The organism is Streptomyces sp. SP18BB07, from assembly GCF_036322545.1.
Lineage (GTDB): Bacteria > Actinomycetota > Actinomycetes > Streptomycetales > Streptomycetaceae > Streptomyces > Streptomyces deccanensis.
In genome coordinates this window covers 94930-109927 of record NZ_JAQYWT010000342.1, presented here as the reverse complement: position 1 = coordinate 109927, position 14998 = coordinate 94930, and the positions used below count along the sequence as shown (strand labels likewise).

General features: G+C 74.0%; 9 protein-coding genes. 5 read left to right on the top strand and 4 right to left on the bottom strand.

The genetic code is table 11. From position 1 onward, the window contains the following. Positions 1-142 precede the first annotated feature (142 nt). The 3 genes from PUR53_RS31575 (at position 143) to PUR53_RS31565 (ending at position 5511) form a co-directional block, all read left to right on the top strand. Positions 143-1015 carry an ABC transporter ATP-binding protein gene (locus PUR53_RS31575; RefSeq protein WP_329910728.1) on the top strand — a complete coding sequence of 291 codons (873 nt, stop codon included), beginning with the start codon at positions 143-145 and terminating at the stop codon, positions 1013-1015. Continuing rightward, on the top strand, positions 1012-3570 hold the full coding sequence (locus PUR53_RS31570; RefSeq protein WP_329910443.1) for an ABC transporter permease: 2559 nt from the start codon (positions 1012-1014) through the stop codon (positions 3568-3570). Before PUR53_RS31575 ends, PUR53_RS31570 begins: the two co-directional genes overlap by 4 nt. A 492-nt stretch (positions 3571-4062) precedes the next feature. Next, the gene (locus PUR53_RS31565; protein WP_329899745.1) at positions 4063-5511 is read left to right on the top strand and encodes a Tat pathway signal sequence domain protein; all 1449 of its coding nucleotides are present in this window, start codon (positions 4063-4065) and stop codon (positions 5509-5511) included. Positions 5512-5609: 98 nt separating this feature from the next. Here PUR53_RS31565 and PUR53_RS31560 read toward each other — a convergent pair whose 3' ends face one another. Both PUR53_RS31560 and PUR53_RS31555 read right to left on the bottom strand, forming a co-directional pair. Next, complete coding sequence (locus tag PUR53_RS31560; protein ID WP_329910441.1) at positions 5610-6227, bottom strand: hypothetical protein; 618 nt, start codon at positions 6225-6227, stop codon at positions 5610-5612. A 195-nt stretch (positions 6228-6422) separates the two neighbouring features. Then, positions 6423-7115 carry a DUF6000 family protein gene (locus PUR53_RS31555; protein WP_329910439.1) on the bottom strand — a complete coding sequence of 231 codons (693 nt, stop codon included), beginning with the start codon at positions 7113-7115 and terminating at the stop codon, positions 6423-6425. A gap of 470 nt (positions 7116-7585) precedes the next feature. On the opposite strand from PUR53_RS31555, the gene PUR53_RS31550 reads away from it, so the two are divergent. Together PUR53_RS31550 and PUR53_RS31545 are read left to right on the top strand one after the other, a co-directional pair. Continuing rightward, complete coding sequence (locus tag PUR53_RS31550) at positions 7586-8485, top strand: glycosyltransferase family 2 protein (protein ID WP_329899748.1); 900 nt, start codon at positions 7586-7588, stop codon at positions 8483-8485. Positions 8486-8821: 336 nt separating this feature from the next. Further along, positions 8822-12163, top strand: coding sequence for an AfsR/SARP family transcriptional regulator (locus PUR53_RS31545; protein ID WP_329910438.1), 3342 nt, complete (start codon positions 8822-8824; stop codon positions 12161-12163). 114 nt (positions 12164-12277) lie between these two features. Here the strand turns inward: PUR53_RS31545 and PUR53_RS31540 are convergent, their stop codons facing one another. Next, positions 12278-13984: a bifunctional 3'-5' exonuclease/DNA polymerase gene (locus PUR53_RS31540; protein WP_329899750.1), complete on the bottom strand. Its 1707-nt coding sequence runs from the start codon at positions 13982-13984 to the stop codon at positions 12278-12280. A gap of 120 nt (positions 13985-14104) precedes the next feature. Next, positions 14105-14848: a Clp protease N-terminal domain-containing protein gene (locus PUR53_RS31535; protein WP_329899751.1), complete on the bottom strand. Its 744-nt coding sequence runs from the start codon at positions 14846-14848 to the stop codon at positions 14105-14107. Positions 14849-14998: the final 150 nt, after the last annotated feature.

The window sequence follows — 14998 nt, the reverse complement described above, 5'->3', positions numbered from 1 at the left end:
GCGTACATCCCGGGGATGACGTACGCGCGGGGTCCGTCCGCTACGGCAGAGGGGTTCGCCGTCGTGGGGGACGACCGGGCGCGGGGCCGTCCCTAGCGTCGGGGCCACACACCGACCACCCTCCCGAGGAGGCCCCGTGACCATGCCCCCGCCCCCGCCGCCTTCACCCCCGCCCACGAGCACCGGCGCCCCCGGCACGCCCGTCATCGACATCCGTGACGTGCGCAGGGCGTACGGCGGCGAGGGGCCGCCCGCGCTCGACGGGGTCTCGCTGCGCGTGCGGGCCGGGGAGGCGGTGAGCGTCATCGGCCCGTCGGGGAGCGGCAAGTCGACGTTGCTCAACCTGATCGCGGGGCTGGACCGGCCGAGTTCGGGGAGCGTCACGGTCGACGGCGTACGGGTGGACCGGCTGGGCGAGGCCGGGTCGGCGCGGTACCGGCGGGCCAAGGTCGGCATGGTCTTCCAGTTCTTCAATCTGCTGGACGACCTGACCGTCGTCGACAACGTGCTGCTGCCCGCTCAGTTGGCCGGCCTGGGCAGGGCCGAGGCGCGCCGACGGGCGGCGGGCCTGCTGGAGTACCTCCGTATCGACCGGCACACCCACGCGTACCCCGGCCGGTTGTCCGGGGGCGAACGGCAACGGGTCGCCGTGGCCCGCGCGTTGATGAACCGACCGGCCCTCCTGCTGGCCGACGAACCCACCGGCGCGCTCGACTCCGCCTCCGGCGACGACGTCCGCGCGCTCCTCACCGACCTCAACGCGGACGGCCAGACGATCGTCCTCGTCACCCACGACCCGCGCCTCGCCCGGGCCTGCGCGCACCGGACGGTCGAACTCGTCGACGGCCGGATCGTGCGCGACGCGCCGCACGACGACCGGCGGGGCGACCGCCACCCCGATGTGCGGGAGAACCCGCGTAACGACCCCGGCGGCAGCGAGAACATCGCTGGTAGCCAGAACTTCGGCGGCAGCCAGAACGTCGGCGGCTCGGGCATCGCGGCGGTGGACCGGTGAGTGCGCTCGGGCGGGTGGTGCGGGCCGGCGTGGGACGTCGGCGGGTGCGGACCGTCGTGATGGTGCTGACGACGCTGATGGCCGTGACGGCGTCCGTTCTCGCGGTCGGGCTGCTCGTCGCCGCACGCGCGCCCTTCGATCGGGCCTTCGCGGAGCAGCGCGGCGCGCATCTGACGGGGCAGTTCGACGGGACCAAGGTGACGGCGGCACGGCTCGTGGCGACCGCCGACGCCCCCGGCGTGACCGCCGCGGCCGGGCCCTTCCCGATCGTCTCGGTACGGCCTCGCACCGTCACAGGGTCCGACTTCCTGCCGGCCGGGGTCGACCTGCCGCCGATCACCGTCGTCGGCCGGAAGGACGCGGGCGGACCCGTCGACGTGATCGACCTGGTCGAGGGCGAGTGGGCCACCCGGCCGGGCCAGATCGTCGTGGCCGCAGGCGCCGGGCCCTTCCGGCCGGGCGACCGACTGGCCGTCCCCGAGGCGCCGGGCGGGCCCACGCTGACCGTGACCGGCATCGCCCGCTCGGTGACGGGCACGGGCGAGGCCTGGGTGACGCCCGCCCAGGCCGAGACGCTGGCTGGGGAGACCCGCGACGCGGGAGGCGCCGGAAGCGTCGGAGGCGCGGCCGAAAGCGGCAACTCGTCGGACGCCGGGGCCGGTTCGACCGCGTACGAGATGCTCTACCGCTTCCGGCAGGCAACGACCGAGGCCGACCTGGCCGCCGCGCGCGCCGCGATCGTCGCGGCGGTACCGGAGGGGGCGATGAGCGGGGCGCGGTCGTATCTGACCGTGCGGCAGGACGAGACGGCGAACGCGATGGCGTTCGTGCCGTTCCTGGCGGCGTTCGGGGTGCTCGGGCTGTGTCTGTCGGTGCTGGTGATCGGGATCGTGGTCGGTGGGGCCGTGGGGGCGGCCACCCGGCGGATCGGTGTGCTCAAGGCGCTCGGGTTCACGCCCGCGCAGGTCGTACGGGCGTATGTGGCCCAGGCCTTGGTCCCGGCGGCGCTCGGCTGTGCCCTCGGGGTGGTGCTCGGCAATGTGCTGGCCCTGCCGGTGCTGAACGAGGTGGGGGAGGCGTTCGGCGCCCCGGCCGGAGGGCTCCCGGTCTGGGTGGACGTCACGGTGCCCGGCGCCGCGCTCCTGCTGGTCGCGGTCGCCGCCGTGGTCCCCGCTCTGCGCGCCGGACGCCTGCGGACGGTGGAGGCGATCGCGGTGGGGGGAGGTTCCGGAGGGGCCGGGCGCGGTGGGCCGGAGCGCAGACGGGTGGCCCGCGCTGGACGCGCTGGACGCGCTGGATCCGAGCGCAGGCGGGCGGCACGGTCGTTCGGAGCCCGACCGCTGTCGCTGCTGCCGCCGGCGATCCGGCTCGGCCTGGCGCATCCCTTCGCCCGGCCCGCCCGGTCGGCGACGGTGGCCGCGGCGGTCGTCTTCGGCGCCCTGTCCGTCACCTTCGCGGTCGGCCTCGCGCTGACGCTGGGCAAGGTCCAGGAGGGCCGCATACTCGACTCGGCCGGCTCGGTCGTCGTGGAGGCGGGCGGCGGTCAGGGGCCGCCCGGCGCCCAGGTCGTGCCGGTGGAAGGGGCGGGGAGCCCGGGCGGGCCGGACGGCGAGCGGGAGAAGGCCGATCCGGCGGCGGTCGCCACCGTGCTCCGCGCCCAGCAGGGCACCCGACGCTTCTACGGCACCGCCCAGGCCCAGGTCGCCGTCTCCGGGGTCACCGGGGCGACGACCGTGGTCGCCTACGAGGGCGACTCGGCGTGGGGCGCGCCCGACATGGTCTCGGGGCACTGGCTCGACGGGCCCGGCCAGGCGGTGGTGACCGGGCGCTTCCTGACGGCCGCCGGGATCGGGGTCGGGGACACGGTGACGCTCGACGAGAAGGGCCGGCGGACCACCGTACGGATCGTCGGCGAGGCCTTCTTCACCCAGGACGGGGGCATGACCCTCCTCACCTCGACCGCCACCCTCACCGAACTCGGGCTCGGGGAAGAGGCGTTGCCCGGCCGGTTCCATGTGCGGACGGCGTCGGGAACCGATCCGGCGCAGTACCTGGACGCGCTGAACCGCGCGCTCGACGGCGCGGGCCTCGCCGGGTTCGCCCACGCGGACGGCGGCAACTCCTCCAGTGTGATCGTGGCCATGGACGCGCTGATCGGGATGCTCACGCTCATGCTCGTCGTGGTCGCCGGACTCGGAGTCCTCCACACGGTCGTCCTCGACACCCGCGAACGGGTCCGCGACCTCGGAGTCCTCAAGGCGCTCGGGATGACACCCCGCCAGACCGTCGCCATGGTCGTCGTCTCCGTCGCCGGGGTCGGCCTGCTCGCGGGGCTGGTCGCGGTCCCCGCCGGGATCGTCCTGCACGGGGTCGTCACGCCGTTCATGGGCGACGCCGTCGGCATGACCCTGCCGGACACCGTCCTCGCCGTGTACGACGCGCCCGTGCTCGCCTGCCTCGCGCTGGGCGGGCTGGTCATCGCGGTGGCGGGCGCGCTGCTGCCGGCGGGGTGGGCGGCGGGGGCGGGTACGGCCAGGGCGCTCCGTACGGAGTAGGCGGCGACGGAACGCAAAGGCGGACAAGGCGGACTTGTCTCTGGGTGGGGGCGGGTGCGTACCCAATGTTGTACGCGCTCTTACCCTGCCTGGCTCTCCCCTGTCCCCGCCCTGTCCGACCGGAACGAACAGTGGTGGATCGAACAGTGGTGTCGGCGCCCGTCGTCCGGTCGGCGAAGCCGCTGAACGACCGTGAGGTGGGTGTCGTGGAGGACCGATCTCACGGTTCCGGGGATCCGGGGGCCGGGGTGCGCGTGGCGGAGTCCGCGTACCCCGGCCCCCGGATCCCGCGAGGCGTCCCGCGCACCCACAAGGTGCGTGGGACGCCAGGTTTCTGCTGCCGGACGGAGGGGAAATCGCGTGCCTGGCAAGGGCGTTGACCCGCGTCGCGCGCACCAGCAGAATGAGCCCCCATCCGTCTGAGAGCGCTCTCAGGACGCGGTACGGAGCGTGCCTCACCCCGCACCGAACCCCACACCTGCAAGGAGACCCATGACCGGAAGCACCGGAAGCACCGGAAGCACCGGCCGTACCGGCATCGGCAACGGCGGCCGAGCCCAGGCGTTCAGCCGCCGCAGGCTCCTCGGCACCGGACTCGGCGCGGCGGCGGCGCTCACCGTCGTCGGCCCGGGCGCGGGCGCGGCCCACGCCGCACCGGCGGCCTCCGGCGCCTCGGCTCCGCGCCGTGGCCACGCCTTCCTGGCCGCCGCCATGGACGCCTACCCCGACCATGGCGACCTCCGGCTGACCCAGAGCTACACCGACCAGGCGGGCCTGTTCAGCACGGCCTTCACCTACGACAACGCCCTCGCGATCCTCGCCCACCTCGCCGTGCGCACCGAGGACGGACGGGCCAGGGCGGTGGCGCTCGGGGACGCGCTGATCTACGCCCAGGAGCACGACCCGGCGTACGACGACGGCCGACTGCGCCAGGCGTACAACGTCGGGCCGTACGTCTACTACGACGGCGTACCGCAACCGGACGGGTTCGTCCGGGCGGACGGCACGGCCAACGTCGGCACCCAGTTCGGCTTCACCGGGACGGCCGTGGGGGACATGGCCTGGGCGGGGATCGCGCTGAGCGCGCTGGCCCGGCGGACCGGGGCCCGGCGGTTCCTCGCCGCCGCCGTGCGGATCGGGGAGTGGATCGAGCGGACCGGCCGTACCGACGAGCCCCTCGGCGGCTACAAGTTCGGCGTGAACGGGGCGAACGAGAAACTGCCGTTCACCTCCACCGAGCACAACACCGACCTGATCTGTCTGTTCGGACGGCTCGCCCGGCTCACCGGCGACCGGGTGTGGTGGCAGCGTCGCGCCCGGGCCGAGGCCTTCGTGAAGGGCATGTGGGAGCCGGGCCGGGGCACGGCCGGCGGCTTCTTCTACACCGGCACCAACGACGGCGTCACCGTCAACAAGTCACCGATCCCCGAGGACACCCAGACCTGGACGCACCTCGCCCTCGACTCCGACCGGTACGCGCGCTCCCTCGACTGGGCGGCGCGGGAACTCGCCGTCGAGGATTACGCCGAGCGCCGCAACAGCACGGTCCCCGCCGGGCAGTCGTACGAGGGCGTGACCTTCAGCTCGGCCAGTCTCCTCGCGAACGAGGACGCGCCCATCGCCGAGTTCCAGCCCCGGCCCAACCGCAACGGGGTCTGGTTCGAGGGCACCGCTCACCTCGCGCTCGCCCTGCGCGACCGGGGCGCGCGCGGCGACGAGAAGCGCGCCCGGCGCCTCCTCGCCTCTCTCGAACGCGCCCAGGACCTCCTCGGCACCGCCCAGACCGTCGGCGGCCGTGCCCTCCCCGACCGCTCCGGTGTCGTCTCGGCCAGCAGCCCCCTCGACACGGGCTTCGGCTTCGGCTACTACCCGTACCGGCACACGGGCGCCACGGCCTGGTACCTGATGGCGGCGGTCCGCTCCAACCCGCTGCGGGCCTGACACCGCCGTCCGCTCCGGGGTCTGGAGCGTGACTCCCGCTCCGGGCCCCGGAGTTGTCGCTCGTTCTCACGGCGGACGAGCACGAGTGACGCCGACGGTCAGCCCTCTCCCCGCCTCGCCGTGCGCTCCCGGTGTCCCGCCCGGTCGGGCAGCCCCGCGTACGCCGGCGGCTGTGCCACCACGCCGAACCACAGCTCGGGCGCCCACCGGCGCAGGGCCTGCTCGTAGGGCGTGGGGGCATTGGGGAGGCGGATGCGGTAACGCAGACGGGGAAGTCCGGGCCGGAGCGGTTCCGTGTCACGGACGAACTGCCACAGCAGCGGGTCGTCGCGGTCGATCTCGCCCCGGGGACACAGTTCGACGGTGAAGAGCTGGGACGTCCAGTAGATGCCCACTCCGGCGAGCGCGTCCCAGGGGATCATGGCGATCTCCTTGCCCCGGATCCACCAGAAGCCCGTCGCGTCGAAGGCCATCACCCAGTGGCGGGCCCGCCAGGTGGAGACGACCGGAACAGCGAACAGCAGCGCCATCATGATGAACAACACGGGGCCCCAAACGGCGAACAGGCCGTCCCTGTCGCGGCCGTACACCGCCTCAACCACGCCGAGCCCACCGGAGACGAGTGTCACCGGCACGAACAACAGGCTCCACAGCAACCGCCGCAGGCCGTACCGCACGACCGTCGCGTCGGCAGCCGGCGCTTCCCCAGGGATCATGGGCGGACCCTAGCCGGTGAACAACGCCCCCACCAGACCCGCGACCGCTGCCCCGGGTCTGCCCGCGCCGCTCCACCAGATCCGCGACCGCCGCCCCGCGTCCGCCCGCGCCTCTCCGCCGGAGTCCGCTGCCGCCGTCCCCTCAGCCGGGCGCGGTCCAGCCATCACCTCAGCCGGGCGCGGTCCACCCGTCCCTCAGTCGGGCGTGGTCCAGCCGTCGGCGAAGTCGCAGAGTCGGGTCATGGCGGCGAGCTGCTGGTCGGGGGCGTACGCGGGGCGGTCCGACTCGTGGACGACGACCTCCACCCAGCGCTGATAGGGGCCGCCGGGCGCGGTGAAGGGCGCCGCGTGGGCCGTACCCAGACGGCTGTCGACGTACAGGAGGGCCCCCATGGCCAGGGGCTGGTCGTAGCGGAGGTCGGTGCGGGGCAGATAGCGATCCAGGTAGGCGGCGAGGATCTCCGCGTCCTCGAGGGTGGAGAAACGGGCCAGCGCGAAGCAGTAGCCCAGGCCCGCGTACACCGTCTCGCTGGCCAGCAGCAGTTCACCGAGGCGGGCCCGGAAGGAGGTCCGCCGGGCTATGCCGATCAGCCACGCGGCGGTGAGGCGGGGCCGCCAGCCCTCGAACAGCAGGGCCTCCAGGTCGGCGTCCGTGATCGACGAGGCGTCGGCGAGCAGAGGGTGCAGGAACCGCCTCCGGGTGGCCCCCTCGAACCGCAGGAACCGGCCGCTGAGCAGTTCCCCGTACCGGCCGATGCTCCGCCGGTCGGCGCGCGGCTGGACGTACCGCTTGACGGCGTTCCACCGGACCGCCTCCTCCGGAGTCATGACCGGCACGTGCCCCGCCCGCGACCCACGCAGCTGTCTCCGCCATCTCCGCTCCACCATGCCGGAAGCGTAGATCCAGGCCGTCCGCCCCGGAGAAGGCCACAGGCGTCGTGACGCCGAAAGGAACCGAGCGGAACCGAGCGGGGCCGAGCGGAACCGAGCGGGGCCGAGCAGGATCGAGCAGGACCGATCAGGGCGGAAACGGCCGAAAACGACCGGAGCGGAAGAGAGGCCTGATCCGTAATCAACTGTGCCGAGGGCGACCCGAGTCGGTGGGGGCGGCGGGGTCGACGCGGGGGGACCGGGGAGGGCCTGAACGGCGAAGCCGAGGAGTCAATGCGAAGTCTCCGTCGTGAACGACTAGCATCCCGGCCGTAAACAGTCGGTGGAGGACGGGAAGCGGGTCGACGGTCGTCGGGTCGCTCCGGGTCGCTCCGAGTCGCTCCGGGGCGGCCGTCTGCGGCCGCGCCGGTCGTCGTCGCCCCGCCGGTCGTCAGTAGGCGGTCCGTGGACGGAATGGGGTTGGTGTCGTGGTGGAGGCCGGGCCTCGGGTCGCTGTCGCCGTGGTGACGATGGGCAATCGGCCCGCGGAGGTGGACGCGCTGCTCGCCTCCGTGGCCAAGCAGGACGTCGCGCCCGAACGGATCGTGATCGTGGGCAACGGCTGCCCCCTCCCCGAGTTCGCCGAACGGCTGGGCCTGCCCGGCGAGGTCACCCTCATCGAGGTGGACGAGAACCTCGGCTGCCCCGGCGGCCGGAACGTCGCCCTGGAGCGGCTCCGCGCCTTCGGTGACGTCGACGTCGTCGTGGAGCTGGACGACGACGGGCTGCTCGTCGACGCCGATGTGCTGCGCCGCGTACGGGACTTGTACGCCGCCGACCCGCGCCTCGGCATCGTCGGGTTCCGGATCGCCGACGAGCACGGCGAGACCCAGCGGCGGCACGTGCCGAGGGTCGGCGCGAAGGACCCGATGCGCGGCGGGCCGGTCACCGGGTTCCTCGGCGGCGGGCACGCCCTCTCCATGGCCATGCTCGGCGAGACGGGCGACTGGGCCGCCGAGTTCTTCTTCGCGCACGAGGAGACCGACCTGGCGTGGCGGGCGCTCGACGCCGGCTGGACCGTGCTGTACGCCCCCGAACTGCTCCTCCAGCACCCGAAGACGTCACCGGCCCGGCACGCCATCTACTACCGCGTCAACGCCCGCAACCGCGTCTGGCTCGCCCGCCGCCGCCTCCCGCTCCCTCTCATCCCCGTCCACCTGGGCGTGTGGGTCCTCATCACCCTGCTGCGGATGCGCTCGGCGGGCGGTCTGAAGGCCTGGTTCAGCGGCTTCGTGGAGGGCTGGCGGGAGTCGGGCGGCGAACGCAGGCCGATGAGCTGGCGAACGGTCTGGCACCTGACCCGTCTGGGCCGCCCCCCGATCCTTTAGGGCGCTCCCACGATCCCTTAGAGCCGCCCCCCGGTCCTTTAGGGCCGCCCCACGACGGGGCCCGCACGCACGAGTGCCCCGGTCGTTCACCTCCACCGACCGGGGCACAGCGCTTTCCACGTTCTCGGATCCGGCAGCGGCGGCGGCACTCCCCCGAGCTACGCGTCTCACGCGTGCGCCGTCGTCGCCGGATCCGATGAAGTGATCACATCAGGTTCCGCCAACGGATCGCTAACATGGGCCCAACGGTTCCACGGGGGGCCGTACGGGAGGCGGCGGCAGGTCGCCGCGGGGTGGGCCCGGAACGACGGTGCGGGAAGGCAGCGGACGGGTTCTATGCGGGACGGGCTGCGGTTCGGACTGCTCGGTCCGCCGGTTCTGTACGGGGCCGGGGGCGCGGATGACACCGAAGTCGCCGGGAACACCGCGCGGTTCGGTGGCGGCGTACGGTCCGTCGGCAGCGGCAAGATGCGCGCCCTGTTCGTCGCGCTGCTGCTCGAACCCGGGCGGGTCGTCTCCGTCGACACCCTGAAGGACGTGCTGTGGGACGCGGCGCCGCCCCCGTCCGCGCAGGCCTCCCTGCAGAACCATGTGACCCGGCTGCGCAGGCTGTTGGACGACCCCGAACGCTTGCGCGCGGTCCCGCCCGGCTATCTGCTGAGGGTCGACGAGGGCGAGTTGGACGTCCGCGTCTTCGAGAGCCACGCCCGCGCCGCGCGCGCCGCCCACGCCGAGCGCGACTGGAGCCGGACCGTCCGTGAGTCCACCGCCGCGCTCGCCCTCTGGCGGGGGACACCGCTCGGCGGTCTGCCGGTCGAGGAGTTCCGTGCCCGGGCCTTCGTCCAACGCCTGGAGGAGGCACGGCTGTTGCTCCTGGAGCGACGCTACGACGCCGAACTCCACCTCGCGGCCGACAGGGCGAAACCCGGCAGCACGGCACACGACAGGGCGGCACACGGCCGCGCGGCACACGGCCGGGCGGAACCCGGCGGGGCGGAGGCGGAACCCGCAGGCGCGCACGCCCTCGGCGCCCTCGCCCCCGAACTCGCCGCCCTCGTCGCCGAACACCCCCTGCGCGAGGCCTTCCACCGGCTCCTCATGCTCGTCCTGCACCGCACGGGCCGCCAGGCCGAGGCCCTCGCCGTCCACCGCGACCTCCGCGCCCGCCTCCTCGACGAACTCGGCGTGGAACCGGGCCCGGCCGTACGCGAGGCCCACGCGGAGATCCTGCGGGAACCCGCCGCACACGCCCAGGGGCCGTCCCCCGAAGCCGCCGACGCCGACGCCCCACCCCGCCCGGCCCAACTCCCGCCGCCACCGGCCCATTTCACCGGCAGGCGGGAGGCGTTGGCCGAGCTGCGGAGGGCTCTGGATACGGGTCCGTATGAAGCGACCCGCGCCCCTACCCCCCTGGGGGCGCGGGGAACTGCGCGACAAGCCACGACGCATCCGCACCCGCCGACCCACGGTGCCCCCCGAGTCAGTAGGCGCCCCGCTTCGCCGACGGCCGTCATCAGCGGAATGGCCGGCGTCGGCAAGAGCGCCCTCGCCCTCCACCTCGCCCACGAACTCGCCGAACACTTCCCCGACGGCCAGCTGTACATCAACCTCCACGGCGCCACCCCGGGCATGACCCCCCTCACCCCCGCCCAGGCCCTCGCCGCCCTCCTGCGGGACCTGGGCACCGCCCCCCGCCGTATCCCCGAACACCCGGACGCGGCCGCCGCGTTGCTCCGGTCGACCCTTGCCCCCGCCCGCACCCTGATGGTCCTGGACGACGCCGCGACCGCCGCCCAGGTACGCCCCCTGCTCCCGGCGGGCCCCGGCTGCGCGGTCATCGTGACCAGCCGTTCGCCGCTCACCGCGCTGGACGGCGCCCACCGCTTCCCGCTCGCCCCGCTGTCGGACGACGAGAGCGCGGCCCTGCTGCGGGCCGCCTCGGGCCGCGCCGCGGGCCTGGACGCCGCGCACCCCCTCGTCGAACTGACCGGCCGCCTCCCGCTCGCCCTCCGCGTCGTCGCGGCCCGCCTCGCCGCCCGGCGCGCCCTCACCCCGGACGCGCTCGCCGGTCAACTGGCCGCCACGGAAGGACGGTTGCAGCACCTCGAATACGACGACCTGAGCGTCCGCCGCTCCCTCGCCGTCGCCCACGAGGCCCTGCGCGCCTCCGACCGCGAGGCCGACCGCGACGCCGCGCACGCCCTGCGCCACATCGGCGCCCTCGACCTGCCCGCCTACGGCGCACCCCTCCTCGCCCGCCTCACCGGCACCGACGAGTTCCGCGCGGAGGCCGCCCTCGACCGCCTCGTCGACGTGGCCCTCCTGGAGGAGACGACGTACGGTCGGTACGTCCCCCACGACCTCGTACGGCACTTCGCCCGCGAACTCGCCGACTCGGCCACCGCCACCGAGACCGCCGCGGCCGTGGAGCAGGCCCTGCGCTGGTACACCGGACGCGCCCGGCAGAGCCTGCTGGTGATGCTGCCGCCGGGGTACGAGCGCGACGAACGCCTCCGTACGAGGACCGCGCCGGCCACGGTCGCGGCACCCCCCGGTGCGGAACCGCCCACGGAACCGCCCTTCACCTCCGCCGAGGAGGCCTTCGCCTGGGGCGACCGCGAACTCCCCGCCATCGTCGCCCTGGTGGAACGCTGCGCCCGCGACCACGGCGACGGCGGCCCGGCAGGCACGGGCGGGAGGGCCGCGAAAGTCGGCGCGGGCGGCGAGGTCGGCGCGGTCGGCGACGGCGGCCCGGCGGACACCGGTTCGGCGGCGGCACTCGTCCCCACCCTGGTCCGCCACCTCTTCCCCTATCTGCACCGAGGCGGCCGGCTCGCCGAGTTGGACGTGCTGGGACGGCACGCCCTGAACGTGGCGAGGTCCCTCGGGGACGACGAGGCCGAGGCGTTCGCCCTCACCGACCGCGCGGGCCTGCACTTCATGTCCGGCCGGGCCTCGGAGGCGCTCGCCCTCAACGACGAGGGCCTGAAACTGTGGCGCCGCCTCGGAGTGGTCTCGTGCGTTCGGCGCTGCCTGAACAACCGCGGACTCGTGCTGGAGAGCCTCGGCCGGTACGAGGAGAGCGAGGAGACGCTCCGGCAGAGCCTGGAACTCTCCCGGCAGCTCGGCGACCCCTACGGCGAGGCGGTGACCTTCAGCCACCTCGGCAACCTGTACAAACACACCGACGCGCGCGCCGCCATCGCCCACCACGAACGGAGCCTGGCGCTGGGCGAGATCGCCGACAGCCTCGTCGTACGGCACACCGCGCACTGCAACATCGGCTACGCCCACCTCCGCCTCGGCGAACCGGCCGCCGCCGTACGCAACTTCGAGCAGAGCCTGCGCATCCTCGGCGACGACGAGGACTGGCAGGGCGAGTCCAAGTCCCGGCTCGGCCTGGTGCGGGCCCTGCGCGAACTCGGCCGCCCGGACCGCGCGGCCCAGGAGTGCGACATCCTCCTCGACCTCGCCGAACGCCGCGCCGACCAGTACGCCGTGGGCCTGGCCCGGCACCAGCGGGGGCTGCTGCTCCGCGCCGACGGCCACGAGGAGGAGGCCTACCACGAGTGGGAGCAGGCCCAGGAGATCCTGGACGACACGGACTCGACGGTGGCGACAGACCTGAGAGAACTACTGAAGAACCGCGCGCCGAATGGCGGCGCAGCCGCCTCCTAGGGGCGCGGGGCGGCATGGAATCTGCGGCTACCGCCGCGTGGGCGCGACCAGCCACGACGATCCCGCAGCCGCCAGCCGACAGACCCTCCCACCCCGGAAGGCGCCCCCCGCCCCTCATTTCGCATCCGCATAACACTCCACCACCGCCGTAGTGAACGGAAACCGCACCGGCGTCTCCCCGAACGCCAGCCGCCCCGACAGCTCCGACGCCTCACGGATCGCCGCCACCACGGCCTCCGCCTCCCGCTCCGGACAGTGCACGATCACCTCGTCGTGCTGGAAGAAGACCAGCTCGGCCGCCATGCCGTCGAGGGAGCGGCGGAGGGCCGCGAGGAGGAGCAGGGTCCAGTCGGCGGCGCTGCCCTGTACGACGAAGTTACGGGCGAAGCGGCCCCGGGCCCGGGAGTTGGTGGAGGCGTACCCGGGCACCCACTCGTCACCCTGCCCACGCTCCCGGGTGTCCGGGTCACCGTCGTCCTGGGGGAGGCCCGCCTCGTCGCCGGCCGCGTCGGAGGCGCCGGCCGCCGGTGGGCACGTACGCCCGAGCCAGGTCCGTACGAGCCGGCCCTCCTCGCCCGCGCGGGCCGCGTCGTCGACGTATTGCACGGCGCGCGGGAAGCGTCGGCGCAGCGCGGCGAGATTCTTGAGCCCGTCCCCGGACGTCTGCCCGTACACCGCCCCGAGCACGGCGAGTTTGGCGTGGTCACGGTTCCCGGAGAAGGCACGGTCGGACACGGCCTGGTAGAGGTCGGTGGGACGGCCCGCGACCTCCATCAGCCCGGGGTCACGGGAGATGGCTGCCAGTACCCGGGGTTCCATCTGGTCGGCGTCGGCGACGACGAGCCGCCAGCCCGGGTCGGCGACGCAGGCACGGCGGATCACCTTGGGGATCTGCAGGGCGCCCCCGCCGTTGGTGACCCACCGCCCGGTGACCGTGCCGTGCGCGAGGAACTCGGGGCGGAAGCGGCCGTCCCGGACCCAGTCCTGGAGCCAGGACCACCCGTGGGCGACCCAGATGCGGTACAGCCGCTTGTACTCCAGGAGCGGCTTCACCGCCGGATGGTCGAGGCTCTCGATCTCCCAGCGCCGGGTGGACCGGACCCGGATGCCGGCCCGGGCGAAGGCCTTGACGACATCGGCGGGCAGATCGGGCCGCACCCGCCGCCCGAACGCGTGCGACACCTCCTCGGCGAGCTCGGCGAGGCGACGCGGCTCGCCGCCGCCCGCGTACCGCTCGCCGAGCATCTCGTGCAGCACGTCACGATGGACGTCGGCCCGCCACGGCAGCCCCGCCCGGTTCATCTCGGCGGCGACGAGCATCCCGGCCGACTCGGCGGCGGTCAGCAGCCGCATCCGGTCGGGGTGGGCAGTGGCGTCGTGCCGTCGCTGCTGGTCCGCGTACACCTCGACGAGGTCGGCGAGGGGGACGTGGACGGGGCGGGGCTCGAACAGGGACGGCTGGGCGCCGGTGTCGGCGGAGCGCGGGGGCGGGTCCGGGGGTACGGGCGCCCGACGGAGCCGGGCGAGGGCGGCGGCAGCGGAGCGGGGCTCACCGAGCCGGCCCTCGTGCCCGAGCAGCAGGGTCTCGGCGTCCTCGATGTCGTAGCACCGCTCCACTCGCACCCCCGTGGCGAGCAGTCGCGGATACACCTCCCCGGTGGCGCGCCACACCCACCGCCCCACCCGCGGCCCCCGCCGCCGCACCGCCTCCGCGAGATCGGGCTCCCAGGTCACCGCCCCCGCGAGCAGCCCGTCGTCCCCGAGCGGGGCGACCTCCACACCCCCGTCCTCGGCCGTCGCAAGCACCCACCGGTCGGTCATGGGTGCGAGTGTGACAGGGGGGTCTGACATCGACGCTCGTGCGACGCGGGCCCCAAAGGGACGGACAGCCGACGGCCGCTACCGCTGCCCTTCTCCCCGCCTCTGTCCGTGCCCCTGCTCCTACTCCTGCCCCTGGCTCTCGCCCTGGCTCTGGACGATCGCCTGCAGTGCCTGGGTCACGTATGCCTCGGTGGCCTCCTTGGTGACGCCGAGGCCGCTGAGCACCCCTTCCCCGTTCTCGAACTCCAGGAGGGCGAGGAGGATGTGTTCGGTGCCGATGTAGTTGTGGCCGAGGCGGAGGGCCTCGCGGAAGGTGAGTTCGAGGACCTTCTTGGCGTCGGGGCCGTAGGGGATGAGCTCGGGTACCTCGGGGGAGGCGGGCGGCAGGACGGCGGTGGCGGCTTCCCGTACGGCCTCGGGGGAGAGGCCCTGGGCGACGAGCGCCTTGGCCGCGAGCCCGTCCGGTTCGGCGAGGAGCCCGAGGACGAGGTGGGCGGGCAGTCCCTCGACGGCGCCGGCGGCCTTGCCCTCGTTGTGCGCGGCCGCGACCACGTTCCGGGCGCGGGGGGTGAAGCGGCTGAACCCCTGGCTGGCGTCGAGGTCGTTCTCGGCCTTCGGCACGAACCGCTTCTGCGCGGCCTGCCGGGTGACGCCCATGCTCCGGCCGATGTCCGTCCAGGAGGCGCCCGAACGCCGGGCCTGGTCCACGAAGTGGCCGATCAGATGGTCGGCCACGTCCCCGAGGTGGTCCGCGGCGATGACCGCGTCCTGCAACTGGTCGAGCGGTTCCGGGTGCACCTTCTTGATGGCTTCGATGAGCTCGTCGAGACGGATGGGGGCGGTGGCGCGCGGGTTCGTCGTCATGTGTCAACCTTAGGTTGACACCAAGGGGGTGTCAACCCGAAGTTGACATCCTCCGTCCCCTCTCGCTTCCCCTCTACTTCGGCGTCGTCGCCAACCTCACCGCCAGCACCACCGGCCCACCTCCACCCCGCCAGGGGCGCGGGGAACTGC